Below are 25,116 nucleotides of genomic sequence, written 5' to 3' on the forward strand. Positions count from 1 at the left end.
CTCATTCGAGGAGTGCAGTCAGATCGGTTACCGAGTGGTCTTCGAGTGCCCGAACGGTGGCGACGATCTCGTCACGTCGGGCCTGCTCGTACCGGTCGCCCGTCATCGTCTCGAACTTCGCGACGATGGCGTCCCAGTCCATCGGCTGCGTGGGGTGGCCCCGAAACGCCGCCTTCCCCATCTCGTAGGTGGTGCCGTCGTCGAGTTCGATGGTCACCTCGGCGGGCATCTTCCCGTCCTCGAACTGCTCGGTGAGGGCCGGGTCGTCCTCGACTGCGACGGTCTGGAGCAACTGCTGAACGTCGTCGCGTCGGATCCGTTCGGGGTCGTAGGCGGCGTTGGTCAGTTCCCGGTCGACCAGTGCCGCGGCGAGCATGTAGGGCAGCGAGTGGTCGGCCTGTGCCTTCGTCTCGACCTCGTAGCGCGACCCCTCGCCGCCGCCGATGATCAGTTTCGCGCCGGCGAAGGTGTCGAGGTGAATCCGCTCGACCGCGTCGGGGTCGATGTCGTGTTCGGTCGCCAGTTCGATCACGGCTTCGACGGCCGACTGGGCGTAGGTCTCGGCGACGTAGCGTTTGGTCATCGTGTCGTGGACCCGTTCACAGCCGGGATCGAGGTCGACGGTGAAGTCACCGGAGACGATCTGTTGCCAGCCTTTCTGTCCCTCGAACAGATCGGTCGGTCCCTCCATGCCGTTCTCCGCGAGGCGGACCGAATACACCGCGTTCCGCGCGGCGTTGGCGCTTGCGATCCCCTTCCACTCGTTGATGCCGCCCGTCCGCGTCACCCGCAAGGCGTTGTGGGCGGTGCCAGCGATGCCGACGGCGTTGCGGAACTGCTCGCGGTCGAGTCCGATCACGTGGGCCGCCCCGCAGGCCGCCGAGACGACGGTGTGGGTGACGTGGTCCCAACCACGGTCCCGAACGGGCGCATTCCAGGCGAGTTCACCCTGCACCTCGTAGGCGACGCCGATAGCCGCCAACAGTTCCTCGCCGCTCGCCCCCTCGCGCTCGCCACAGGCGACGACGGCACCGATGTTGTCGCTCGGGTGGGGCGTCTCACCGGGCGCGAGAAACGAATCCATGTAGTCGAGATAGCGTGTCAGCGCGGTGTTGTACATCGCCGCGTCGGAGGCCGACGCCGACTCGTCGGTCCCCCAGAGTCGAGCGTCACACCGCCCGCCCTCCTCGCGGACCGTCTTCAGGACGCTCCCGGTCGGCTCGGCACCCATCGCGCCGACCGCGATGCCCAGCGAGTCGAGGACGCGCCGTTTCAGGGCGTCGACAGTGTCGGCCGAGAGTGAATCGTAGTCGACACGCGCTGCGAAGTCGGCGAGTTCGGCTGTCGTCGTCATATGGGACCGTACCGACAGTGACGGCAAAAGAATGGATTCGGTAGCGTCGAGGACGGGGAGACGCAGGGCGAATAGGGCCGGCTTACCGTTCGATGGCGGTGTCGAGACGCAAATCACGCGAGGAGCGCCCGTCGCGTGACCGTCCTGATCGCCGTCGCCACGCCGTTGCTGGCCCATCGTTCTCCGACTGACCGGCCAGTTCCGACTTGGCGTTTCGGTTCGCCAGCAGACACAGTGACACTCTCGTTGCCGGTTTCCGGGCGTTTAGGTGGTAGAGACCGAACGGACGAACATGTCGACAGAGGCGAGCGACGACGCCAGCATTCTCGACCCGTTCCGGCAGTTCTTCGCGCTCGAACGGGACGTGCTCGTCCTGTCACTGGCGATGCTGGCCTTCAGCCTCGCCTTCCAGATGACGAGTCGCTACGTCCCGGAGTACCTGAACGTCCTCGGGGCGAGTGCGGGCGTGATCGGTCTGTACGGCAGCGTCGGCAACCTCATCAGCGCCGTCTACCCCTATCCCGGCGGCGCGCTCTCCGATCGGATCGGGTCACGGCTGGCGCTGACGCTCTTTGGCACCGTCGCGACCGTCGGATTCGCGCTGTGGTACGTCGCGCCAGTCCTCCCCGTGGTCACGCTGCCGGTCGTCGAGTTCGGCGTGCCGGCGCTCGGCCGAGTGACGCTCGGGGGGACCGTCGAACCGTGGCTCTGGCTGTTCGTCGGTCTCTTCCTCACGCAAGCCTGGAAATCGTTCGGTCTCGGTGCGACGTTCGCCGTCGTCAAGCAGGCCACCGCCGAGGAGCATCTCGCGATGGGCTTTGCCAGCACGGAGGTGTTCCGCCGGATCGGGTTCCTGCTGGGACCGCTCGTCGCGGCGGGGCTGCTCGCGGTCGCTGCCGACTTCCTCACGGGCTTTCAGTGGGTCTTGCTCGTCGCCGTCGCCTTCGGCGCGGTCGCGACGGTCGCCCAGCACGCCCTCTACGATGCCAGCGAGGATACGCTCGGAAAGTCCTTCGAGGGAATTTCTGGCGTCGTCGCCGACCTCCGGGCGATGCCGGCGGCGTTGCGACCCCTGCTGGTCGCCGATACGCTCGTTCGCTTTGCCAACGGGATGGTGTACGTCTTCTTCGTCATCGTCGTCACCGACTTCCTGACCGTGGGGTTCGACTTCGCCGGGGTCTCGCTGCGCCCCGACGCCTTCTTCGGCGTCCTGCTTGGCATCGAGATGGTGATCGCCCTGCTGTCGATGGTGCCCGTCTCGAAACTGGCCGAGCGGACGGGTCTCAAACCGGTCGTCGCCATCGGCTTCACCGTCTACGCAGTCTTCCCGGTCCTCCTGATCTACGCGCCCGCCGACCAGTGGCTGCTCGTGGCACTCTTTGCCTTTTCGGGACTGCGCTTTGCCGGCCTGCCCGCCCACAAGGCGCTGATCGTCGGCCCGGCCGAACGCGACGCCGGCGGTCGGGTAACGGGGACCTACTACCTCCTGCGGAACACGCTCGTCATCCCAAGTGCCGCGCTGGGCGGGTGGCTCTACGGCAGCGACTGGGCGATCGGAACGGGACTCGGAACGCTCGCTGCCGGTCCCGAACTGGCCTTCGGGGTCGCCTCGGCCATCGGCATCGTCGGGGTCGCCGTCTTCCTCGTCTTCGGTCGAGAGTTCGAAGCGTACAGTCGAGCATGACCCGACATTCGTAAGATCCCCGACACCCAACCACTGCTCGTGAGCGAGCGACGGACACGAATCGCACTGGCGGGCGTGATCTTTCTCGTCTTGCTGGCGCAAGTGCTGCTGTATCCGGGAATCGACACGCTCGTCGACGCACTAGGGGCGACGACCGACCTCGAAGCGAGCATGTGGTTCCTCGCCGCGGAGTTTGGCGCGTTCGTCGTCTTCGCGGCCGTCTGGGGGGCTATCAGCGACGCGACCGGCCGGCGCGCACCCTACATCGTCGTCGGTGCGCTCGGTGGGGCAGCGGGGTACGCTGCCTTGCTCGCCGTCCCGAACGTCGCGCCCTCCTTTCTCACGGTACTGGCTCTCCGCGTGGTGCAGGGCGCGCTGACCATCGGCGCGTTCTCGCTCGCCATGACGATGTTGATGGACCTCGGTGGCGGCCACGGACGCAACATGGGCGCGGCCGGCATCGCGATCGGGAGCGGGACAGCACTGGGTGCGCCACTCGGTGGACAACTGTACGAGGTCGCTCCGCTGGCCCCCATCGCGGCCGCCAGCACGCTGCTGGCTCTCGGAGCCGTGCTTGCGTGGACAGTCCCCGACCGGGCACCCACGACCGACCGCGGTCTCGGCGCGGTGCTTGGCAGCCTCGGCGCGCGCCCGCAACTGTTCGTCCCCTACGCCTTCGGTTTCATCGATCGCTACACCGCTGGCTTCTTCGCGCTCGTCGGGACGCTGTACTTCCGGGACGCCTTCGAACTGTCGCCCGGCGCGACCGGCATCGTCCTCGCGCTCTTTTTCGCACCGTTCGCCCTCTTTCAGTACCCCTTCGGCGTCCTCTCGGATCGGATCGGCAGGACGGTCCCGGTCGTCGCTGGCTCGGCCGTCTACGGACTGGCCGTGATCGGCGTCGGCGCGGCACCACGGATCGAACTCGTGGGGCTTGGGATGGTCGCCGTCGGCGTCATCGGCGCGCTGATGGCTCCGGCGACGATGGCGCTCGTGACCGACCTCGCTCGCCCGGAAGAACGCGGTGCTGCGATGGGCGGGTTCAACGTCTTCGGTAGTGTCGGCTTCCTCGCCGGCATCCTCGTCGGGGGCACCGTCGCCGACCGCTTCGACTTCTTCACCGCCTTCCTCGTCACCGGTGCCATCGAGATCGGCGTGGCGGCGCTCGCGATCCCCGTCTTTCTCCGGTGGGAACGAAAGCGAGCGAGCGTCGGTGCCTGAACGCGACCGAAGCTTGGTCCCGGATCAATCGAGAAAGACCTCAGTTCCGGGGATCTCGTCGGCCGCCGGCGGGCATTCGGCGAACCAGTCCACGTCCTCGACCGCCTCTCCGTCGGGCGTCACCGCCGCCAGATCGTACTCGCCCGAGACGGGCGACCCGCGGAACGTGACGAACGTCCGAGAGGCAGTGCGCTCGCCGTCCTCGGTTTCGAGAGTGATGTCCAGTACGGTCTCGACCGCGTCGAGTTCGAGCGTGAAACCGATCGTCTCGCGGACGTGGTCGCGAATCGCCGCCGCGTAGTCCTCGCCGGGACCGACGTTCGCGACGGGTATCTTCCACTCGCAGGTGTCGGTGAGCCGCCGAAAGAGAAGTTCGCCGTCGTCGTTCGGAATGCCGACCCCGGCCATGTCGGGGAGGGCCGCCACGTCGTCGACGACCGAAGCGTCGACAACGTCCCGTTGCTCGTGATACTGCACGTCGTCGCGGTCCTGCAGTGATTCGTGTTCGACGAGGGAGTCGACGCCGGTGTCGGAGGGATCGGTCTCGGAGTCGTGGGGTACCATGCAGTTTGCTCCACTGTCAGCGTGAGCGGGTGTCTCTGAAAACCTTTCGGCGGTTTCTACGGGACCGTCACCGACGTGTCGGTAGACCTCCAATATATCAGTGATGGGAACGTAGGAGTGGGTATGCCAGAAGAAGTACTCTTCAAATCGGAAGCGAACCACAGCAGGAGCGATGTCGCGGCGTACCTCCGGCAGGTCGCCGACAGCATCGACAGCGGCGGGCCGATCACGCTGAAAGCCGGCGGCGAGTCGGTGACGATGGACCCACCCGAGACCGTCGAGTTCGAAGTCAAAGCGGAACGTGAAGGGCCGACCGGTGCCAGCGGCGAACTCAGCGTGGAGTTCGAACTGGAGTGGGACGAGAACGCCGAAGGCGGCGACGGCGGCAGCGGCGACCTACAGATCGAGTAGGTTCCCACCGCCGATCCCGAACGACGGGAGACCACTCACCGGTGCTCGCTGGGGTCGTACTCCTCACCGGGTTCGATCGGTGTCTCCGAGTGGACCGTGTAGATCCGGGCCTTCTCGTGGCGTTTATAGAAGTACACGAGCGGAAACGGGACCAGTAGTGCGGTGAGCAGGTACTGCCCGCGGGCGAACGTGTACCCGACCAGTGCCGTCGCGAGCAGGATCGCGACGTGGCCGTACACCCACAGGCCGTGGGTGACGGATTCCCAATCGCCGTACATGTAGGTGTAGAAGATGTCCTCGATCCAGTGGCGGAGCCGTTCCATACCCAGTGCATCCGCGTACACGCCGGTAAACCCAGCGGCGCGCGTGGTGGACGAATTGGACGGCGACGAGAGACACCGACTAGTAACCACTTTACCGGAGGGCACGAACCGACTGATATGGACTGGTTCCGTGGCCTGCTCGGCGGCGACGACACAGCCGCCGAGCCTCGCGTCGGGGTGTTCGTCGACGGCCCGAACGTGCTTCGCAACGAGTTCGACGTGGACCTCGACGACGTTCGCGAGGAGGCCGACAAGTGGGGCCGACTCTCGATCACGCGGCTCTATCTCGACGAACACGCGACGCCGGGCCTGATTCAGGCCGCCGAAGCACGGGGGTTCGAGGTCGTCATCACGAGTGGCGACGTGGACGTGAAACTCGGGGTCGACGCGACCGCTGCAGCGGCCGACGGGAGCATCGATCTGCTGGCGATCGTCTCTCGCGATACGGACTTCAAACCGGTCTTGGAGAGCGCCGGCGAACGCGGGATCGAGACGCTGGCGATCGCACCCGGCGCACACGGTCGCTCTGACGCGCTGCGCAACGCAGCACAGAACGCGACGACACTCGAAGAGTGACGATACCGTCGTGGGCACCTCGGTAACGGGACTGTTACTCGCCCAAGCACGGGACCGCTCCGTGTCACTGAGAGATCTGATTCACACCGTCAGCAGTGGTTGGGACGCGCCTTTCGGTCGTCGAAGATGGTGTCAGATCACTATCCCAGCAGGTCGTGTCACCACCACTGGGCCTGTCTCGCTCCGGTGGCGAGACATCTCGCTCACCGCCCTAGACCTTAATTAAAAAATCTGCAAAATCATAAAAACTTATATACTGCTGCCGCTACCTTAGTAGCGAAAATAGCATTGTGCAAGCAACTGCCAAAGTGAAACGGTTGGGGTATCGGGAAGCGACAATCGTGCGGTTGGGGGATCTATGAAAGACACACGACGAAACATCCTGCGGAAAGTATCGGCACTGTCGGCGCTCGCGGTGGGTGCGAGCGCGACGGCAACAGCACACTGTGACGCGCCCGAATGGGATTCGAGCGCGACGTACAGCGGTGGCGACGAAGTCATCTACGACGGTGCGCTGTGGACCGCCGAGTGGTGGACCCAGCAAGAGCCAAGCGAGAGCGTCGCCGCCTGGACCCGTGAACACTCCTGTTCGGATGACAACACCGAACCGACGGCGACCTTTACCACCGACGTGAGTTCGCCCGACCCCGGTCAGGAAGTCACCTTCGACGCGTCCGGGTCGTCTGATTCGGACGGCTCTATCGCGTCCTACGAATGGGACCTGAACGGCGACGGCGAGGTCGAAGCCACGGGCGAGACCGTCACGTACACCTACGACTCCGAAGGCGAGTACACGGTCACGCTCATCGTCACCGACGACAAGGACGCTCCGGGGACGGCAACGAAGACCATCACCGTCGGCGACTCGTCGAACGTCGCGCCCGACGCGTCGTTCACCGTCGATCCGGCCGAGCCGAGTACCGGCGATTCCGTGTCGTTCGACGCAGCCGGCTCCTCGGACACGGACGGCACCATCGCGAGTTTCGAGTGGGACTTCGGCGACGGTACCACCGCCACCGGCGAGTCCGCGAGCCATAGCTACGACAGCGCGGACGACTACACGGTCACGCTCACCGTCACCGACGACGCGGGCGCGACTGACTCGAACACCACCACCGTCACCGTCACCAGTGACACGAGCGGCGGGAGCTGTGACGGCGTCCCAGCATGGGATTCGAGCACGGCCTACTCGGGTGGCGATCAAGTCACCTTCGACGGCGGCCTGTGGGAAGCCAACTGGTGGACCTCGGGTGACGAACCCGGTGCCGGCGGCGAGTACGGTCCCTGGGACAAGGTCGGGACCTGTGGCAGCACCAACGAAGGGCCGACGGCATCGATCACGACGGACGTGAGTGCGCCCGATACCGGTCAGGACATCACCTTCGACGCGTCGGGGTCGTCCGACCCGGACGGCTCTATTGCGTCCTACGAGTGGGACTTCGGCGATGACTCCTCGGCAACGGGCGAGATGGTGACCCACAGCTACGCCTCGTCGGGCGATTACACCGCAACGCTGACAGTCACCGACGACGCTGGCGCGTCCGACACCGCATCGGTGACGGTCTCGGTCAGCAATGTGGACACCGCCACGCAGATTACGATCGACAGCAACGTCGACGGCTGGGTCGGCGTCGAGCCATCGGGTATCGAGGGCGAACAGAACCCGACGATCAACCTCACCTCCGGCGAATCGTACGCGTTCACCTGGAACAACATCGACGGCGTCCCACACGACCTCGTGATTCGGAACGCCAACGGCGACAATCTGCTGGAGACCGAGCGCGTCGGCCAGGAAGGCGAGAGCCGAACGCTCGAATTCGAAGCGACCGAAGAGATGGTGGAGTACATCTGTACGGTCCACCCACAGTCGATGGTCGGCGACCTCGCGATCGACGGCAACGCGCCGCCGATGGCGGGGCTGACGGTCGACATCGCGAACCCGGACCCCGGCGAGGAAGTCACCTTCGACGGCGCCGACTCGTCGGACGCCGACGGCTCGATCACGTCCTACGAGTGGACGCTCGGCGACGGCACGACAGCCACCGGCCAGACGGTGACCCACAGCTACGGCAGCGACGGCGAGTACACCGTCGAACTGACCGTCACCGACGACGGCGGTGCGTCGGCGACGACGACGACCGACATCACCGTCGGCTCCCCCAACGAGGGACCGACCGCATCCTTCACCGTCTCGCCGTCCTCACCGTCACCCGGCGAGGAAGCGACCTTCGACGGCACCGGCTCGTCGGACGCCGACGGCTCGATCACGTCCTACGAGTGGGTCTTCGGTGACGGCTCGACCGCCACAGGGCAGACGGTGACTCACACCTACAGCGACGCAGGCTCTTACAGCGCCGAGTTGACCGTCACCGACGACGGCGGCGCGACCGACACCACTACGTCGACGGTCGCGGTCGGTTCCGGGACCGACGTGACCGCCGAGACGACGCTCGCGGAGTTCTACCCGGACTACGATCAGGACTTCAACCTCGAATACACCGAAGGCGGCGTACAGGGGCTGCTCAAGAACGAACTGAACGGCGACGCCAGCCAGTACGGTGCCGACGTCGACGCGATCCAGAACAACGCCGCCGACGGCTCGATGCAACTGGGCGCGCTCGGCGACCGCGGACTGGAACTGGTCAAGCAGTTCGATGCCGCAGGCGTCCCGCGGGTGAACAACGCACGGATCATGGCGTGGGTGACCGGACTGCCCGAAGAGACCGAACCGGTTCCGTTCCAAGACGGTGGCGGCCGCGACGGTGGCCTGACCGCGGACGCGGGACCGGTCGCAGCGACCAACGATCCGTCGGTACTCATCCAGGACGCCTGGCCGGGCGGCGAATCGTTCGACGACGTCTACCTCCAGCCCGAACGCGAAGAGTGGAGTAGCGGCGTCAGCGACAGCCAGTACAACGACACCGACAATCCGATCATCGAGGCGACCACTGAGAAGGTCCATCCGCTCACGGGCGAGACGCTCGGGAGCGGCTTCACCTCGAACGCGCCGGTCGAGGCGACCGCCGAGATTCACGGCAGCGGCTGGCTGTTCGACACGTCGCTGATCTTCAAGAACCTCACCGACGTGCCGCTACTGATCGACGGCGCGATCATGTGGTACGTCGCCCCGTCGAAGGGTGGCAGCGGCCTGAGTCAGTTCTCCTACGACAACGCCGAACGGAAGAACTACTCGGTGGGCCACCCACAGCGTGACGTGATCGAGGTGAAACTGCCCAAGGCGGCCAAGCCCGGTCCCTTCGAGGGAACGGACGCACCGCTGTCGGCCTACGGCATTCGGGTCACGCACCACGACAACCCGTACCAGTACCGGGTGCTCTACCCCAACCAGAAGTTCGCGATGACCTACGGTAACGTCACCGGGGACGGCCAGTACGACTGGAACCTCGATGACCTCGTCGACGTGATGCTCGACACCTGCCACGTCGAGTTCCGCGAGGAAATGTCGAGTGTCGAACAGAACACCGAACTGGTCGACGCACTCGACATGCGCAACCGCTTCGGGAACTGACGGCGCTTCCCAGTAGGGGAATCGACGCGAATCGCTTTTTTGCTGGCCCTGCGACGGGGCGCGTATGGACGAACTCGACACGCCGGTGCTGGACAATCACTTACATCTCGATCCGGTCAACGGCCGCGGGGTCGAGGCCGCAGCGGAGTTCGCCGACCACGGCGGCACCCACCTGAACGTGCTCAACAAGCCGTCGTGGAACCTCGTCGAGGCGGCCACGGAGGAGTCGGTCTTTCGCGAGTGTTTCGACCTGACCGTCGAAGTCACGGCCGACGCGAGCGAGGTCCTGCCGGGCAAAGCGTGGCCGGTGCTCGGTGTCCATCCGGCGCTGATCAGCCAGCTCGTCGACGACGGCTACACCCCAAAGGAAGCCCGCGACATCATGCAGACCGGTCTCGACGTGGCCGCGGAGTACGTCGCCGACGGGCCGGCGCTGGCGATCAAGTCCGGCCGACCTCACTACGAGGTCGACGACGCGGTGTGGGAAGCCTCGAACGAGGTCATGCGCCACGCCTTCAATCTGGCGGGAGAAGTCGGCTGTGTCGTCCAGTTACACACCGAAGGCGGCGAGGACTTCACCGAGATCGTCGAGTGGGCCGAGGCGGAAGGACTGCCCCGCGAGCAGGTCGTCAAGCACTACTCGAACGGCCGGGTGCGCGGGCCGATCAAGAGCGTCATCGCCAACACCGACGACATCGAGGATGCCATCGAGACCGGCGAACCGTTCCTGATGGAGACCGACTACATCGACGACCCGGACCGCCCCGGCGCGGTACTCGGGCCGAAGACGGTCCCGCGACGGGTCCGGTGGCTGCTAGAGGAAGGCCACGGCGAGGCGGTCCGGCGCGCCCACGTCGAGACGCCAGCCCGTGTCTACGGCATCGACACCGAGGCGACGCTCGGCAGTGACTGAACCGAGACGACACCGAGGCGACGCTCGGCAGTGACTGAACCGAGACGGCCCTAGAGTCGGCGACATCGCCCGCCGTCGCTCGAATCTGGGACGAATTTGGGTGACATTCCGGCAAATCGTCTTTAGATGACATTGCCTATCGAGAAGTGAGCGCGCGGCCTTCGACGGTCGGCGTGCACGTACCAATGCCAACCTGTGATCACTGCAACAGTCACGTCTCGGATCGCTTCGCTCGGGTGTTCGCCGACGGCCGCGGCCGGCTTCGGGCGTGTCCGGACTGCTCGGCCAACGCCGGCATCGCGGAAGTGGCAAAACAGCGCGCCAGAGAGGTCTGATACGGAACGGTTTGCGTGTCAGGGATTCAGCCCGTAGATGGCCGAGCGGACGAACACGAGGACGGGGATGATCTCCAGCCGACCGATCCACATGTTGAAGAGGAACATCGCCTCGGCGACGGGCGACATCGTCGGCCCGGTGATTCCCGAGGAGAGGCCGACGTTGCCCTGTGCGCTGGCGACCTCGAACAGTGCGTCAGCATAGCCGAAATCGGGACCGATCAGGTTCACGAGCAGGAGGCTGCTGGCGACCAGCAAGAGGAGCCACAGTAAGGAGACGATCGCCGCCTCGCTGAACTCGCGATCCATCTCGGCGCGGTCGAGCGTCCGACCGTCGATCTTCGCGACGACGACGGCGTTTTTTGGGAGAAACACGCGAGAGAACTGCCAGACGATCCCGCGGACGGCGGTGTAGGCGCGGACGATCTTGATACCGCCGACGGTCGACCCGGCGGCCCCGCCCAGCGTCATCGCGCCGACGACGAACACCTTTGCGCCGGCGACCCAGCGACCGATCGGGGCCGACTGGAAGCCCGTACAACTGAGCGCGCTGATCCACTGGAAGGTGCCGTCCCGGACCGCATCGACCTGCTGGGCAGACAGCGACGGAACGACCCCGCCAAGAATCGACTGCGAGGAGAAGGCACCCTCGGTCGCGGGGATCGAGACGACGTTCTGGAGCGAGAGCACCGTGATCCCGACCGCCAGCAGGACGAACAGCCACCGGGTCTGGAGGTCCGAGACGAGTTCGCGGAACTCGAAGTCGTGCAGGACGACGTAGTGGATGGGAAAAGCGATGGCCCCCGCGATCATGATCGGGTAGAGGGTGACCTCGACCAGCACCGAGTCGTAGGTCGCGATGGAGTTGTCCGTCACGCTGAACCCGCCGGTCGTGAGGCCGGTCATCGCGTGATTGAGCGCCTGCCAGCCGGCCTCCCACAGCGGGAGCGCACTCCCGAAGTCACTCGCGCGGATGGCGACGAACAGCAGCAGCGTCGACACGAGAGTGTATCCCAGCACCAGTTTCCACACCGTTCGGACCGTCGAGACGACGCTGGGATGGATCTTCTCCTCGCGGGCCTCGCTCTGGTACAGCGCGTAACTCCCACTGCCGGGCCGCGCGAGGATCGAGACGGTAAGCACGATCACGCCGACGCCCCCGACCCACTGGATCACCGAGCGCCACCACTGGATCGCCCGCGGGAGCGACGGTTCGTGGACGGCCATCGTCAGCCCGCTTCCGGTCCAGCCGCTCATGCTCTCGAACAGCGCGTGCAAGGGATCGCGGAAGTACCCGAGACTCGACAGCGTCGTCGTCGACCCGACGGCGATCGGTTCCCAGCCGCTGGTGTCGGTGCCGGCAGGGACGAACGTCGCCATCACCTCCGGTGGCGTCAGCCACGCGGTCAGCAGGAAGGGCAGCGAGCCGAAGACGGCGACCATCAGCCACCCGCTGGCGGCGATCACCATCCCGTGTTTCATCTTCGGCGGGCGGGCGTCGGCGAACGCGTGATTGGCGAGACCCCCGACGCCGGCAGTGATCCCGCCAGCCAGCAGGAACCCGAGCGCGGCGTGGAACTCGCCGAACGCGAGTGCCACGAGGATGCTCGCGGTCATCACGAGCGCCTCGATCAACAGCAGCGACCCCACGTCTCGCGCGATGATCGCGAGATCGTCGGGAACGGCAGTGAGTACCCGATCGTTCATGTCACGCGTGGTCTTCCGGATGGCCGAAGAGGTCGGTCACTTCGGGGGTCGCACCCTCGGCGGAGTACACCGTCAGGAGGTCGTCGTGTTCGATGCGAGTCGTCCCGCGCGGGGTGATCGGGTCGCCCGTCCCGTTCCGGTCGATCGCGACGATAAGGACACTCTCCGGGAGGAGTCCCTCCTGGCCGGCCTCGCTGAGAGTCTTGCCGACCACCGGCGACTGCTCGGTGACGGTGATCTCGAACACTTCGGCCGTCTCGCCGATGCGCATGAAGTCGACGACCGAGGGGCGCACGATCGCCCGGTAGAGGTAATCGGCGATGAGCCGCTGGGGGTTCTCGATCGTGTTGACCCCGATCTGGCGGAAGAGGTTCATGTGCTCGGGGTTGTGGACGACCGAGACGACCTCCGGCACGTCCAGTTCCTGCCCGAGCAGGCAGATCATCACGTTGGTCGCGTCCACGTCCGTCGTGCTGATCAGCGCGTCGGCCCGGTCGGCCCCGGCGTCCAGCAGCGTCTCCTTCGTGGTCGCGTCGTCGTTGATGACGAGGCAATCGTACTGCGTGGCGGCACGCTCCGCTCGCTGGTCGTCGCGCTCGACGACGACGACCTCGTTGCCGCCCTGTGTGGCCATCTCGATCAACGGAGTGCCGGTGTCACCGGCACCGACGATAACGATGTACATGTTAGGTGCAACTAAACGGATCCCCATTACTGCGGCGACTCACGAGCACGGTGTTGTGAGACCCCTCACTCACGTCGTCGGTGACCGATCCGAACACGAACCGGCGGAGCCGTCCCCGGGTGGGTTCGCCGACGACGGTCAGGTCGTAGTGGTTCGACTGCTCGACGATGGTCTCGGCGACGTTCTCACGCTCTAGTGTCCACGTGTCCACGTCGACGTCGTCGGGAATCTGTCGGGCGGCGTCCGCGAACAGTTCGTCGACCTGTTCGGCCGTCTCGCCGGATTCGGCGACGTGGAACAGTTCCACGACTGCGCCGACGCTCCGGGCGATCGCACCCCCGACGGAGACGGACAGTGCAGAGTGCTTCCCGCCGGCGATCGGGACGAGGATGGACGCGACCGGACTGTTGCGGACGCGTTCGACCGTGATCGCGTCGCAGGCGACCCGATCGCTGATCCGGTCGGTCACGTCACCGGTGATCGGCGTGACGAGTCCCTCTGGTGCGTGTTCGTCGAAGACCAGCAGTCTCGTGTCGTGGTTTCGGGCGACCCTGACCACCTCGCTGGCCGGATCGACGGTGCGTTCGAAGCGAGTCTCGATCGTGAGGTCGTGGTCCTCGTCCAGTCGGTTCGCGAGGAGTTCGCTACTGACTCGCCGTGACTCGTCGAGGACTTCCATGTCGTCGGCATAGAGATCCAGCACCAGCAGTGTCGCGTCCGCCCCCTCGGCGATATCACGGGCGATCTCGAACGTCCGGTGATCGTGGGATTCGAAGATCGGATAGAGGACGTATTCCTGATCGCCGTCGGTCGAGTCGCCGACCGACGGTCGATCGGGTTCGGGGTCGTTCGAACCGGACATGCACACCGGTATCTTTCGGAGGACAATAAAACTGGCTAGTCAGTTTTGAATCGAAAGTACAGTCGGATTTCCCACAGGAATCAGCAGACCAGTCACCATCGACACAAATGAATTAAGGAGCGCCACCGAATCAGGCACGAATATGAATCCGATGGGAGACAGCCACCGCGGTCGATAGGATATGGTCGACACGAAGCGGCCGCGGAGGGGGACACGATGAGCGACCTGTTCGATCGACCAGTAGTACCACTCGCGTCCGAGTCAGACGCGACGGCGACGGTTCGCGCGCTCCGTCCGCACCTGCGGGCGGGCGAGAGCGTCGTGACGCTCGTCCACGTCATCGAGAAGGCCGGCGGCGCACTCGACAAGGCATCGGTCGAACAGCGTGAGGACGACGCCGAGGCGATCTTCGACGCGGCACTGGACGTACTCGCGGACGACGACGTGGCAGTCGAGAGTGAGATCCGCTATCACACCGACGTAGCGACGGCGATCATCGAGGGCGCAGACGAGGCCGACGCCACCGCCATCGTCTTCACGCCCAGAGGTGGCAGCAAGTGGGTAAAGCTTCTGACCGGGGACGTGGCGGACACGCTCGTCGAGACGAGCGACCGGCCGGTCGTGACACTCCCCGACGTGGAGGAAGCGGATGGCTGATCAGGAACTCGCGCGCGACCTGGGCTTCCTCGAAGCGTACACGATCGGACTGGGGACGATGATCGGCGCGGGCATCTTCGTCCTGCCCAGCATCGCGGCGGCGGCGGCCGGCCCGGCGAGTATGGTCTCCTTTCTCGTCGGTGGGATCGTCTCGCTGCTGGCCGCGCTGTCGCTGTCGGAACTGGCGACCGGGATGCCCAAAGCTGGCGGGAGCTACTACTACGTCAACCGCGCGCTCGGCCCTTTCTTCGGCAGTATCGTCGGTCTCGGGATGTGGTCGGGGCTGACTTTCGCCTCGGCGTTCTACATGATCGGGTTCGGCCAGTACCTCCTGCCCGGACTGGGATCGTACGTCGGCTTCCTCTCGGGATGGGGTGAGACGGGGATCACCGTCGCGGCGCTGGTGATGGCGGCGATCCTGACCGGCGTCAACTACTACGGCGTCAAGGAGACGGGCGCGCTCCAGAACGTGATCGTCCTGACGCTTGTCGGTCTGATCGTCGCGTTCCTCGGACTCGGCATCGGAAGTGGACCGACCATCGGAACCTTTCTCCCGCCGGAGGGGTGGCCCGCCGTCGCAGCGACCGTCGGCACCGTCTACGTGACCTTCATCGGCTTCGAGGTGATCGCCACCAGCGCCGAGGAGATCAAGAACCCCAGTCGGAACCTCCCGCTCGCGATGATCGCGGCCGTCGTCACGCCGACGCTGATGTACGTCGGCGTCATGTACATCTCGACGGGCACGCTCGACATCGATGCGCTCGCCGATTCTCCGATCCCCGTGGCCGACGTGGCCCGAGAGATCTTCGCCCCCCTCGCCGGCGTCCTGTCGATGCTCCCGCTCGTCGACGTGACGGCCGACACGGCCGGCTCACTGGGCGCGCTTCTGATGATCCTCGGCGCGGTGCTTGCCACTGTCTCCAGTGCGAACGCAAGCATCCTCTCGGCGGCCCGCGTCAACTTCGCGATGGGCCGGGACCGGATCCTCACCGACTGGCTCAACGAAGTCCACGACCGCTTCCGGACGCCCTACCGGGCGATCACGGCGACGGGTATCATCACGCTCGTCCTGATCGCCGTCGGCGTCGGCGTCGGGACCCTCGCCGAGGTGGCGAGTTTCATGTATCTGGTCACCTACGCGCTGGTCCACGTAGCCGTGGTCGTGTTGCGCCGGGCCGAGCCGGAGGACTACGAGCCTGACTTCCGTATCCCCGACGTGGCCTACCCGGTCGTCCCGATCGTCGGATGCGCGGCCTGTCTCGCCGTGCTCGTCCAGATGTCGATCGACTGGTCGCCCTTCACGGTCGCGCTCGGCGGCGTCGGCGTCACCCTGCCGTTCGCACTGACGGTCGTCGGTGCGATCGGGTCGGTACTGGTCGTCGCGGGCGTCGTCTGGTACTACGCGTACGCGAGCGAGCGCGCGCCGAGCGCGAGCCTCGTGGGTGAGGCCATCGCCCCGGAGCCAGACACGGTCGCCGACGGCAAAGGCAGCTATCGCGTCGTCGTCCCGGTCGCCAACCCCGACACCGAGCGCGATCTCCTGCGATGGGCGGCGGCCAGCGCCCACGCCCACGAGAACGGGCAAGCCGAGATCGTCGCGATCAACGTCATCGAGGTGCCACAGCAGACCTCACTCGCACAGGACGTGGCGTTCGAAGAGGAGCGCGTGGATCGACAGCAGGAACTGCTCGCGTCGGCCCGCGACATCGCGACCGACCTCGACGTGGGACTGCGAACCAGAGCGATCGTCGCCCGGAGCGCCAGCGACGCCATCCTCGACGCGGTCGAGGAGGAAGACGCCGACCACGTCGTCGTGGGCTGGACCGGTTCGCGCAGTGCACGCGAACACGTACTGGGGTCGAACATCGATCCGATCGTCGAGCAGGCCCCCTGTGAGACGACGCTGATCAAATTAGCAGACGACCGCGAACCCTCCGGGAGCGCAGCCGACACCGAGAGGGTCGTCGTCCTCGCCGGCGACGGTCCCCACGCACCGGTCGCGACGGAGCGGGCCGCGGAGTACGTCGCTGCGACAGATACCGCGTCGCTGACGCTGCTCAACGTCCAGTCGACCGAGACGGACGACGAGACGCCACCCCAGGAGCGTGGCGAGGCGACGATCGAACGACTCGTCGAGGCGAGTGACCTCGACGACATCGACTACGAAACCAGAATCGTCGTCACCGACGAGGAGATCCGCCCGGCGATCCTCGACGCCGTGGCCGACTACGACACCGTGAGCGTGGGCGCGACCCGGACAGGTGCCGTCTCGCAGGTGCTGTTCGGGTCCATCCCGGAGGCGATCGGGGAGCAAACCGACGGGACCGTCGTCATGGCCCGGGGTGCGTCCCGAAGCCCGCGGTCGATCCGAGACGCGATCGTCCAGCGACTCACTGATAGGGATCATCGTAGTAATTCATAGATCTCTCTCGGGAAAATCGACCTCCAGGGCCGGTCGGGAGGCTTGCTCTCTCCGACCGGCTACGATGATCCCTATGAATAGAAAGACCGATTGACACCCCTGCTGTACCGACCATCATGGGTCGCCGGATCGACGATATCGACAGGCGGATTCTCTACGAGCTAGCCCGTAACGCGCGGAACATCTCCGCACCGCAGATCGCCGAGGAGGTCGACGTCTCTGCCGCGACGATCCGCAATCGCATCTCACAACTGGAGCAGGACAACATCATCCGGGGGTACCACGCCGACATCGACTTCGAGCGCTGTGAGGGACGATTGACGAACCTGTTCGTCTGTGACGCCCCCGTCGGCGACCGCGAGGATCTCGCACGACAGGTCCTGACGGTGCCGGGCGTCATCAACGTGCGGGAGCTTCGAACGGGACGGGGAAACCTCCAGATCAAGGCGATCGGCGAAGACATGAGCGATCTCACCCGGATCGCCCAGCAACTGAACAAGATCGGACTCTCGATCGAAGACGAGGACCTCGTCCAGCGGGAGTACTTCGCACCGTACCAGCCGTTCGGTCCCGACGACGGGACCCAGCGGGGCGTCATGACCGATGTCGTGAATCTGGCCGGGGGTGCATCGGTCGTCGACGTGACCGTCAATACGGACGCGACGATCGTCGGCGAGACGCTTCGGGCCGCAAACGAGAAGGAACTGCTCGACGACGACCTTCTGGTGATCGCTATCGAGCGCGAAGACCAGATCATCACGCCGAAGGGCAACACCGAGATACGCGCTGGCGATCTGGTGTCCGTGTTCTCGCGGGACGGCGTCGCCGAATCGACGCTCGACGTGTTCGGGGACCGACAGTAGTCCGCGCCCAAAGCGGGTCGACTCCCGTCGGGACGAGACTTCATCCGGGTCCGGTCCCGGCAGGCGGGTCCCGCAAACAGCCCCGTGGAGCACCATGAGAACTGTTTAGCCGATCGATACGGAACAGACAGCTAGATGCACGGGGTAGGAATCGAATCGGATCGTGGCGACCGCGACAGACGATGAGCGGGGCGATCGATATCGTCAGGATCGTCGTGACGATCATGGGGGTCGGCGTCGCCGCACAGGTGCTCGCAGACCGGCTTCGGATCCCGAGTGTCCTCTTTCTGGTGCTGGCGGGCGTCATCGTCGGCCCGGAGGGACTCGGACTGGTGGACCCAAACGTGTTCGGTGACGCGCTCCCCGCGATCGTCGGACTGAGCGTCGCGATCATCGTCTTCGAGGGAGCCTTCCACCTCCACGTCGAGCGTCTCAGGGAAGCGCCTCGCGAGACGCTGCGACTCGTCACCATCGGCGCGGTCATCTCGCTCGTTGGCACCGCGACGGTGGTCCGGTATCTGATCGGAACAGGGTGGGACCTCGCGCTGTTGATCGGGGCGTTGCTCGTCGCGACCGGGCCGACGGTGATCACGCCGATCATGAACGTCGTCCCCGTTCGTGAACGGGTCGCGACGACGCTGGAAACAGAGGGCGTCGTCAACGACGTGACTGCCGCGATCCTCGCGCTCGTCACCTTCGAGTACGTCCTGCTGAGATCGGAAGGGCTGGAGACGCTCGTCGGAACGTTCTCGGTACGCCTCGGACTGGGTATCCTCGTCGGCTGTGGTGTGGCCGGTGTGATCTGGTACCTGCTCAATCACGTCCACCTCTCGGTGGAGAACGCACCACAGAACGCCCGCTTTATCGTCCTCATCGCCGCGCTCGGGGCCTACGGTATCGCCGAGATCGCGGCCGCCGAGACCAGCTTCGCGGGAGAACTGGGCTCCGAGTCCGGTATCGCCGCCGTCGCGACCGCCGGGTTCGTCCTCGGGAACGTCGACCTGCCCTACCGCGAGGAGATCGAGCAGTTCAAGGGCGACATCACGCTGTTGGTGCTGACGTTCGTGTTCGTCGTCCTCGCGTCGCTGCTCTCGCTGCAGGACCTTGCTGCACTCGGGCTTCCCGGCGTCGTCGCCGTCGTCGCGATCGCAGCGGTCGTCCGCCCGCTGCTCGTCGGTCTCTGTACGATCGGCGATCGACTGACACTGCGCGAGCGTGCCTTCATCAGCGCGATCGGACCCCGTGGCATCATCCCCGCCAGCGTCGCGACGCTGTTCGCACTCGAACTCCAGCCGACGAACCCGGAAGCCGCTTCGACGCTGGTCGGAACGGTGTTTCTCGTCATCTTCGTCACCATCGTGTTTGAAGGTGGACTGGCCCGACACATCGCACAGGGACTGAACGTGATACCGATGCGCGCAATCGTCGTCGGCGGCGGTCGAGTCGGGCGGGCACTCGCCGAGCGGCTGGCGGACCGCGGCGAGGAGGTCCTGTTGATCGAACACGATTCCGCTGTCGTCGAGGACCTCCGCAGCGACGGGTTCACCGTCCACGAGGGCGACGGGACACAGCGTGACGTACTGGAGAACGCGGGTGCCGACAACGCGAAGGTCGTCGCAGCGGCGACTGCCGACGACGACGTGAACCTGCTGGTCGGCCAGCTAGCACGAAACACGTTCGGCGTAGAGACGATCGTGGCCCGGGTCAACGACCCGAACAACGAGGAAGCGTTCAGGGATCTCGATATCGAGGCGATCTCCAGTGGGATGTCGATCGCGTGGTCGATGGACAACGTCATCGAGCGCCCGGCGATCGCCCGCTGGATGACCGAACTGGACCGCGAGGGCGACGTACAGGAGATCGAGGTGACCGACGGGATGGTCGGCGAGACAGTGTCTGCACTGCGGACCGACCTCCCAGACAACTGCCATCTCGCCTTGATCAGCCGGAACGAACACAATCGGCTGCCCGAGCCAAGTGAGACGATCGAGCGAGGCGACCACCTGACGATCATCGGTCGCAAAGAGGCCGTTCGCGAGGCGCTCGATCAGTACAATACGTGACGATACGGTTATTTCCACTTCGAGCGTATACCCGGACATGCCGATCTCTATCGTCGAGTTCGAGGAGACGCCAGTCACGGAACTCCACACGCACCGGGATCCGACACACGTCGAGACCGTTGAACAGTTCCTCGCCGACCACGCCGACGAGGCGTACACGCTCAAGGAAATCCGAGAAGCGACCGGTGTGCCCCGTGGCTGCATCGGGAGCGTCCTCTCGAAGCTAGAAGACAGTGGGCGGGTGCGTCACCGCGGCGCCTACTGGGCGAGCGGTACCGACAGCGATCACGAGCGCCAGTAGGCCCGGGTTAGCAAGACGAGCACCGGGAAGATCTCCAGTCGTCCGATCCACATCAGGAACACCATGAACAGCTTCGAGGACGGCGCGAACCCGAGGTAGCTGTTCATCGGCCCGATCGCACCGAAGCCCGGCCCGACGTTGCCGAGCGTCGCCGCGATTGCAGCCATCAGTTCGAGGACGGACAGCGAGCCATCGTAGGCACCAGTTCTGGCAGTGTTGAGCGCCAGCAACCCGACACTGACGAAGAAGATGACGAGATACAACAGCGTGAAGGCGTAGATCCCACGGATGGCACGCTCGTCGATGGTGCGACCGCCGAGTCGAACCGGACTGACCGCCTCGGGGTGGACCGTCGTGAACAGTTCCCGCTTGAGGCTCTTGAGAATGACCAGCCAGCGGACGATCTTGATCGCGCCACCGGTCGATCCCGCCGAGCCACCGATGAACATCCCAAAGAGCAGGAGATACTGGCTGGTCTGGCTCCACGTGTTGAAGTCCATGCTGGCGTAGCCGGTCGTCGTAACGATCGAGACTACCTGGAAGGTGGCGTGACGGAGCGACCGTTCGGCATTGCCCGGGATCGGCAGGACGTTCTCGGCGATCGTCGCAAGTCCGTCGCCGAGACCGGCAAAGAGCAGGCCGGCAAGCACTGCCGACAGCACCGCCATCACACCGGCATAGAAGCGAAACTCGCTGTCCTTGCTGAACACGCGCCCGTCCCGGTCGAACGCACGCCAGAACAGCGCGAAGTTCGTCCCAGCGACGACCATGAAGGGGATGATAACCCACTGGACCGCTGCCGAGAACGCTTCGATACTGCGGGCCTCCGGTGAGAACCCGCCCGTCGGGAGTGTCGTCAGCGGATGGGTGATGGCGTTGTACAGGCCCATGTTCGGGGCGTAGCCAAGCAGGTGAAGCCCGTACAGCAGACAGAATTCGAGGATAGTAAAGCCGAGATACGCCAGCCACAGCGCCCGTGCGGTGGCTGCGATCCGTGGCGACAATTTCTCGATACCCGGACCCGGCGCTTCGGCGTCCATCAACTGCGCGCCACCGACCGAGAGTTCCGGGAGGATCGCCACAGCGAGGACGACGATCCCCATCCCGCCGAGCCACTGGGTTAGCTGTCGCCACAACAGGAGGGCATGCGAGTGGCGGTCGAAGGTGATCGATCCCATGACCGTCGCCCCCGTCGTCGTGAAGCCGGACATCGACTCGAACAGCGCATTGACCGGGTTCGCGAGCGTCGACTGGGTGCCCCAGCCTGCGACGACGTAGGGGATCGTGCCGACGACAGCGACGGCCAGCCACGTCAGTGACACCATCAAGAACGCCTCGCGCGCGCCCAGATCGGGGTCGTCGTCCAGCTGTTCGAGCGCGACGCCCAACAGGACGGTGACGATCATCGTCACCGCAAACGGAACGAGACCCTCGCCGTAGCCGATCGCGACCAGCAACGGCAAGACCAGCGGGACAGCGAGGTACTTCAGGACGGAGCCGACGAGGCTCGTCGCCGCCCGCCAGTCGACACGTAACCGAGACATGTTAGAACAGACCCGCAGCTTCCTCGACCGCCGACGCATCCACGAACAGGACGACGTGATCGTCGGCCTCGATGATCGTGTCACCGCGCGGAACGACGTAGTCGCCGTTTCGCGTGATCGCCCCGAAGACGACGCCGTCAGGCAGGTCCGTGATCGCCTCCCGGATCGGACGGCCCACGAGCTGACTGCCCGAGTCGACTTCGATCTCGATGACTTCGGCCTGATCGTGTTCGATGATCGCAACGTTTTCAGCCTTCCGCTCGCGGGTAAAGCGCGTGATCTCCTCGGCGGTCGCCTCACGGGGGTTCACTGCCACGTCGATACCGACAGCCTGGAACAGATCGACGTACTCGCCGGCATCGACGACCGCGACCGCCCGCTCTGCACCGAGTCGCTTCGCCAGCAGTCCCGCGAGCAGGTTCTTCTCGTCGTTGTCCAGTGCCGCGACGACCACATCGACCTCGTCGATGTGTTCGCGTTCGAGGAACTCCCGGTCGGTCGCGTCGCTCTCCATGACGGTCGTCCCCGGGAGGTCCTCCGCGAGTGCCCGCGCGTGATCGTGGTCTCGCTCGATCAGCCGGGGCTTCAGCCCGCGTGTTTCGAGCAGTCGAGCCGTGTGAAAGCCGATGTCGCTGCCGCCGACGATCAGGACGTTGCTGGCCCCGTTGTCGTCGTTGGGCGAGACTTCCTGTGCGAACTGTCGGACGCTGTCCCGGGAGCCGATGACGACGACCTCGTCGTGGGCCTCGATGCGCGAGGAGCCATCGGGGATGATCACGTCACCATCACGGACGAGACCGGCGAAGGTCAGCGAGTCGAAACGATCCGCCTGCTGGACGGTCTGGCCGGCGATCGGACTGTCGGGGTTGATGGTAAACTCGGCCATCTGCACTCGGCCACCGGCGAAGGATTCCACGTCGCTTGCCGCCGGCAGGCCGATCACGCTGACGATGGTCTGGGCGGTCAGGAGATTCGTCCCGACCATGAAATCGACGCCGAAGGCCCCTTCGGCGTGGCGCCACGTTTCGAGGAACTTCGTGTTCTTGACCCGCGAGATGGTAAAGCAGTCCTCGCTGACGGTCTTTGCCGTCCCACAGGTGACGATGTTGGTCTCGTCGTCGTCCGTGCTGGCGATCAGCATGTCGGCGTCCCTGATATCCGCGTCTTCGAGTGTCTCCAGAGAAGCGCCGTCGCCCTGAATCGCGAGCACGTCGACCTCGTACTGGAGTGATTCGACGCGTTCTCGGTCGATGTCGATGACGACGACTTCGTGAGAATTGGCGAGACTCGCTGCGATACTCGACCCGACCTCGCCAGCACCGACGATTACGACTCGCATCGGTGCCCCTCCGCGACGTTCATAGAGACGGTTTTTTCAGTCCGCACCTAAATCCGTTGCTATCCGACCGAACTTCGTGCGGGCGGACTCGCCGACAGAACGCGGAGAGGCAAGCGGTGTCCGAAGAGCCACCGACGAGGTAACTGAGACAGGATCACGCAGTGAACGGTTCGATGAACGTGTCTGCACACGATCGCCGCGCTCTGGGGACTCCGTGAAAAAATGGCCGCGATACCGAATGTGCCGATCAGCCGAACATCTGGCGCATCATCGGGTGCATCTCCATGAGCTGCTCCTCTGCGATCTCCTCGTACAGTTTGTACGTGATCGAGACCGTCAGCAGCAGTCCAGTACCGGAGACACCACCGATAGTGCCCAGCATGTTCGCCATCACGGCGAGCAGGCCCACGAGTGCACCGCCGATGACGGTGACCTGTGGGATGTAGCGTTCGAGCACCTTCTCGACGACGCCGACGTTCTGTCGGAAGCCGGGGATCTGCATCCCGGAGTTGTGGATCTGCTTGGCCGTCGCCTCCGGCCCCATGTCGGTGGTCTCCACCCAGAAGATGGCGAAGATCGCACCGCCGACGATCATGAACGTCAGGTCGACGCCGATACGGATCAGGACCTGCCACGGTGCCTGCGTCGAGTAGGCCCACCACATCCAACCCTGCGGGCTGTAGATGGGTGCCAGATAGTAGAACAGCCCGCCGGTCGGATTGGCGGGTGCCCCCTGCTGGAGCGAGTAGACACCCAGCCACGGGAGCTTCGTCCCGAACAGCGAAATGACGCCGTTCTGGCCGGTCTGGGAGACCAGAATCCGACCGAGGAACTGGATGTTGGCCTGCAGTGCGCGGACGAGGATCATCGGCAGGACGCTCGCGTAGATGAGCTTCACGGGGAAGCGACCGCGTGCGCCCTTGACACGTGCGTTCGAGAGCGGAATCTCGACGCGTACGGACTCGGCGTAGACGACCACGACGAAGATCAGGATCGTCGTGATCAGCGCGACGATCTGACCGGGACCGATCAGGAGAGACTGCAGCCCCTGTGCCCCAAGCACTGGGCCGATGCCGATGTCGCCAGTGACGATCCGAAGCCACGTCGGGAAGAAGCCGAACTCACCCGGTGGTGCGCCCAGGATCGGATGCTGGAACAGTCCGCCCATCAGTCGCTGGCTCACGCCGGCGATGATGAACAGCCCGATACCGGAGCCGACGCCCCACTTGGAGATGATCTCGTCCATGAACAGGATGAGGACACCACCGACGGCGATCTGGGCGAAGATGAGCCACGAGACCGCACCAGCGCCAAGCTGGACGCCAAAGAGCGTCACTTGCGTCGGTGGGAGGAACCCACCGGCGAACACCATCGGCAATCCGGTGAGGAAGATCATCACCAGGACCAGCAGCTTCTGGAGGCCCTGATAGAGGATCTGATCACGCGGATTCTCTTGTGTGTCCAGTCCGAGCAGGTCGGCACCGCCGAGCAACTGCAACACGATGCTCGCCGTCACGATCGGTCCGATACCGAGCTGCATGATCGATCCCTGGCCCGACGCCAGAATCGACGAGAACCGACCCAGCGGCGCCGAGTCGGATGCAGTATTGAGACCGAACAGCATCACGTTGGTCAGGAAGAAATACAGCACGAGCACGCCGGCCGTCCAGAGCAGCTTCCGCTTGAAGGGGACGTGCCCCTCTGGCCGACGGACGGCAGGCATGCGAACGAGGACCGGTTCGGCGGTGTCCTTCCAGCTCATG

General features: G+C 65.1%; 21 protein-coding genes. 12 read left to right on the plus strand and 9 right to left on the minus strand.

Going from position 1 to position 25,116, the window contains the following annotated elements:
* Position 1: 1 nt before the first annotated feature.
* Positions 2-1,354 carry an MmgE/PrpD family protein gene (locus AC5FRW_RS08220; protein WP_493567956.1) on the minus strand — a complete coding sequence of 451 codons (1,353 nt, stop codon included), beginning with the start codon at positions 1,352-1,354 and terminating at the stop codon, positions 2-4.
* A gap of 292 nt (positions 1,355-1,646) precedes the next feature.
* On the opposite strand from AC5FRW_RS08220, the gene AC5FRW_RS08225 reads away from it, so the two are divergent.
* Both AC5FRW_RS08225 and AC5FRW_RS08230 read left to right on the plus strand, forming a co-directional pair.
* On the plus strand, positions 1,647-3,038 hold the full coding sequence (locus AC5FRW_RS08225) for an MFS transporter (protein WP_493567957.1): 1,392 nt from the start codon (positions 1,647-1,649) through the stop codon (positions 3,036-3,038).
* A 39-nt stretch (positions 3,039-3,077) separates the two neighbouring features.
* Positions 3,078-4,259: an MFS transporter gene (locus AC5FRW_RS08230; RefSeq protein WP_493567958.1), complete on the plus strand. Its 1,182-nt coding sequence runs from the start codon at positions 3,078-3,080 to the stop codon at positions 4,257-4,259.
* Positions 4,260-4,283: 24 nt separating this feature from the next.
* Here the strand turns inward: AC5FRW_RS08230 and AC5FRW_RS08235 are convergent, their stop codons facing one another.
* Entirely contained in the window at positions 4,284-4,823 is a 540-nt protein-coding gene (locus AC5FRW_RS08235; protein WP_493567959.1) for an NUDIX hydrolase, read from the minus strand.
* Positions 4,824-4,946: 123 nt separating this feature from the next.
* On the opposite strand from AC5FRW_RS08235, the gene AC5FRW_RS08240 reads away from it, so the two are divergent.
* Positions 4,947-5,234 (plus strand): amphi-Trp domain-containing protein, encoded by a 288-nt coding sequence (locus AC5FRW_RS08240; RefSeq protein ID WP_493567960.1) that lies wholly within the window; start codon positions 4,947-4,949, stop codon positions 5,232-5,234.
* Positions 5,235-5,269: 35 nt separating this feature from the next.
* Here AC5FRW_RS08240 and AC5FRW_RS08245 read toward each other — a convergent pair whose 3' ends face one another.
* Positions 5,270-5,557 (minus strand): hypothetical protein, encoded by a 288-nt coding sequence (locus AC5FRW_RS08245; protein ID WP_493567961.1) that lies wholly within the window; start codon positions 5,555-5,557, stop codon positions 5,270-5,272.
* 117 nt (positions 5,558-5,674) lie between these two features.
* Between AC5FRW_RS08245 and AC5FRW_RS08250 the strand changes: the two genes are divergently transcribed.
* The 4 genes from AC5FRW_RS08250 (at position 5,675) to AC5FRW_RS08265 (ending at position 10,910) form a co-directional block, all read left to right on the plus strand.
* Complete coding sequence (locus AC5FRW_RS08250; RefSeq protein ID WP_493567962.1) at positions 5,675-6,133, plus strand: NYN domain-containing protein; 459 nt, start codon at positions 5,675-5,677, stop codon at positions 6,131-6,133.
* A 358-nt stretch (positions 6,134-6,491) separates the two neighbouring features.
* On the plus strand, positions 6,492-9,662 hold the full coding sequence (locus tag AC5FRW_RS08255) for a PKD domain-containing protein (protein WP_493567963.1): 3,171 nt from the start codon (positions 6,492-6,494) through the stop codon (positions 9,660-9,662).
* Positions 9,663-9,726: 64 nt separating this feature from the next.
* A complete protein-coding gene (locus AC5FRW_RS08260) occupies positions 9,727-10,575 on the plus strand; it encodes a TatD family hydrolase (protein ID WP_493567964.1) in 849 nt (282 codons plus the stop codon).
* A 185-nt stretch (positions 10,576-10,760) separates the two neighbouring features.
* Positions 10,761-10,910, plus strand: a complete 150-nt coding sequence (locus AC5FRW_RS08265; RefSeq protein ID WP_493567965.1) for a DUF7563 family protein — start codon at positions 10,761-10,763, stop codon at positions 10,908-10,910.
* 18 nt (positions 10,911-10,928) lie between these two features.
* Here the strand turns inward: AC5FRW_RS08265 and AC5FRW_RS08270 are convergent, their stop codons facing one another.
* Genes AC5FRW_RS08270 through AC5FRW_RS08280 form a run of 3 tightly spaced genes read right to left on the minus strand, consistent with a single transcriptional unit; the run spans position 10,929 to position 14,164 of the window.
* Positions 10,929-12,617, minus strand: a complete 1,689-nt coding sequence (locus AC5FRW_RS08270) for a potassium transporter TrkG (protein ID WP_493567966.1) — start codon at positions 12,615-12,617, stop codon at positions 10,929-10,931.
* A gap of 1 nt (position 12,618) precedes the next feature.
* The gene (locus tag AC5FRW_RS08275) at positions 12,619-13,302 is read right to left on the minus strand and encodes a potassium channel family protein (protein ID WP_493567967.1); all 684 of its coding nucleotides are present in this window, start codon (positions 13,300-13,302) and stop codon (positions 12,619-12,621) included.
* Between the two features lies 1 nt (position 13,303).
* Positions 13,304-14,164, minus strand: a complete 861-nt coding sequence (locus tag AC5FRW_RS08280; RefSeq protein ID WP_493567968.1) for a universal stress protein — start codon at positions 14,162-14,164, stop codon at positions 13,304-13,306.
* Between the two features lie 216 nt (positions 14,165-14,380).
* Here AC5FRW_RS08280 and AC5FRW_RS08285 point away from each other — a divergent pair, with 216 nt between their 5' ends.
* From AC5FRW_RS08285 to AC5FRW_RS08305, 5 genes are all read left to right on the plus strand, one after another.
* The gene (locus AC5FRW_RS08285; RefSeq protein WP_493567969.1) at positions 14,381-14,821 is read left to right on the plus strand and encodes a universal stress protein; all 441 of its coding nucleotides are present in this window, start codon (positions 14,381-14,383) and stop codon (positions 14,819-14,821) included.
* Entirely contained in the window at positions 14,814-17,243 is a 2,430-nt protein-coding gene (locus AC5FRW_RS08290) for an amino acid permease (RefSeq protein WP_493567970.1), read from the plus strand. The genes AC5FRW_RS08285 and AC5FRW_RS08290 overlap by 8 nt, the downstream gene beginning before the upstream one ends.
* A gap of 116 nt (positions 17,244-17,359) precedes the next feature.
* A complete protein-coding gene (locus tag AC5FRW_RS08295) occupies positions 17,360-18,106 on the plus strand; it encodes an Lrp/AsnC family transcriptional regulator (RefSeq protein ID WP_493567971.1) in 747 nt (248 codons plus the stop codon).
* Between the two features lie 182 nt (positions 18,107-18,288).
* Positions 18,289-20,169, plus strand: coding sequence for a cation:proton antiporter domain-containing protein (locus AC5FRW_RS08300; protein ID WP_493567972.1), 1,881 nt, complete (start codon positions 18,289-18,291; stop codon positions 20,167-20,169).
* Between the two features lie 37 nt (positions 20,170-20,206).
* Positions 20,207-20,470, plus strand: coding sequence for a MarR family transcriptional regulator (locus AC5FRW_RS08305; protein ID WP_493567973.1), 264 nt, complete (start codon positions 20,207-20,209; stop codon positions 20,468-20,470).
* On the opposite strand, the gene AC5FRW_RS08310 is transcribed toward AC5FRW_RS08305, so the two are convergent.
* The 3 genes from AC5FRW_RS08310 to secY form a co-directional block, all read right to left on the minus strand.
* Positions 20,455-22,014, minus strand: a complete 1,560-nt coding sequence (locus tag AC5FRW_RS08310; RefSeq protein ID WP_493567974.1) for a TrkH family potassium uptake protein — start codon at positions 22,012-22,014, stop codon at positions 20,455-20,457. The two genes, AC5FRW_RS08305 and AC5FRW_RS08310, sit on opposite strands and share 16 nt — an antisense overlap.
* Before the next feature lies 1 nt (position 22,015).
* Entirely contained in the window at positions 22,016-23,353 is a 1,338-nt protein-coding gene (gene trkA / locus AC5FRW_RS08315) for a Trk system potassium transporter TrkA (protein WP_493567975.1), read from the minus strand.
* Between the two features lie 247 nt (positions 23,354-23,600).
* On the minus strand, positions 23,601-25,115 hold the full coding sequence (secY, locus tag AC5FRW_RS08320) for a preprotein translocase subunit SecY (RefSeq protein WP_493567976.1): 1,515 nt from the start codon (positions 25,113-25,115) through the stop codon (positions 23,601-23,603).
* Position 25,116 lies beyond the last annotated feature (1 nt).

It is taken from the genome of Halomicrobium sp. HArcht3-1, from assembly GCF_058933345.1.

Coding starts and splice junctions, on each gene's coding strand:
- AC5FRW_RS08265 (WP_493567965.1), top strand. CDS start 10,761: ATGCCAACCTGTGATCACTGCAACAGTCACGTCTCGGATCGCTTCGCT.
- AC5FRW_RS08225 (WP_493567957.1), top strand. CDS start 1,647: ATGTCGACAGAGGCGAGCGACGACGCCAGCATTCTCGACCCGTTCCGG.
- AC5FRW_RS08275 (WP_493567967.1), bottom strand. CDS start 13,302: ATGTACATCGTTATCGTCGGTGCCGGTGACACCGGCACTCCGTTGATC.
- AC5FRW_RS08235 (WP_493567959.1), bottom strand. CDS start 4,823: ATGGTACCCCACGACTCCGAGACCGATCCCTCCGACACCGGCGTCGAC.
- AC5FRW_RS08255 (WP_493567963.1), top strand. CDS start 6,492: ATGAAAGACACACGACGAAACATCCTGCGGAAAGTATCGGCACTGTCG.
- AC5FRW_RS08240 (WP_493567960.1), top strand. CDS start 4,947: ATGCCAGAAGAAGTACTCTTCAAATCGGAAGCGAACCACAGCAGGAGC.
- trkA (WP_493567975.1), bottom strand. CDS start 23,353: ATGCGAGTCGTAATCGTCGGTGCTGGCGAGGTCGGGTCGAGTATCGCA.
- AC5FRW_RS08280 (WP_493567968.1), bottom strand. CDS start 14,164: ATGTCCGGTTCGAACGACCCCGAACCCGATCGACCGTCGGTCGGCGAC.
- AC5FRW_RS08270 (WP_493567966.1), bottom strand. CDS start 12,617: ATGAACGATCGGGTACTCACTGCCGTTCCCGACGATCTCGCGATCATC.
- secY (WP_493567976.1), bottom strand. CDS start 25,115: ATGAGCTGGAAGGACACCGCCGAACCGGTCCTCGTTCGCATGCCTGCC.
- AC5FRW_RS08300 (WP_493567972.1), top strand. CDS start 18,289: ATGAGCGGGGCGATCGATATCGTCAGGATCGTCGTGACGATCATGGGG.
- AC5FRW_RS08285 (WP_493567969.1), top strand. CDS start 14,381: ATGAGCGACCTGTTCGATCGACCAGTAGTACCACTCGCGTCCGAGTCA.
- AC5FRW_RS08260 (WP_493567964.1), top strand. CDS start 9,727: ATGGACGAACTCGACACGCCGGTGCTGGACAATCACTTACATCTCGAT.
- AC5FRW_RS08295 (WP_493567971.1), top strand. CDS start 17,360: ATGGGTCGCCGGATCGACGATATCGACAGGCGGATTCTCTACGAGCTA.
- AC5FRW_RS08250 (WP_493567962.1), top strand. CDS start 5,675: ATGGACTGGTTCCGTGGCCTGCTCGGCGGCGACGACACAGCCGCCGAG.
- AC5FRW_RS08220 (WP_493567956.1), bottom strand. CDS start 1,354: ATGACGACGACAGCCGAACTCGCCGACTTCGCAGCGCGTGTCGACTAC.
- AC5FRW_RS08305 (WP_493567973.1), top strand. CDS start 20,207: ATGCCGATCTCTATCGTCGAGTTCGAGGAGACGCCAGTCACGGAACTC.
- AC5FRW_RS08290 (WP_493567970.1), top strand. CDS start 14,814: ATGGCTGATCAGGAACTCGCGCGCGACCTGGGCTTCCTCGAAGCGTAC.
- AC5FRW_RS08310 (WP_493567974.1), bottom strand. CDS start 22,014: ATGTCTCGGTTACGTGTCGACTGGCGGGCGGCGACGAGCCTCGTCGGC.
- AC5FRW_RS08245 (WP_493567961.1), bottom strand. CDS start 5,557: ATGGAACGGCTCCGCCACTGGATCGAGGACATCTTCTACACCTACATG.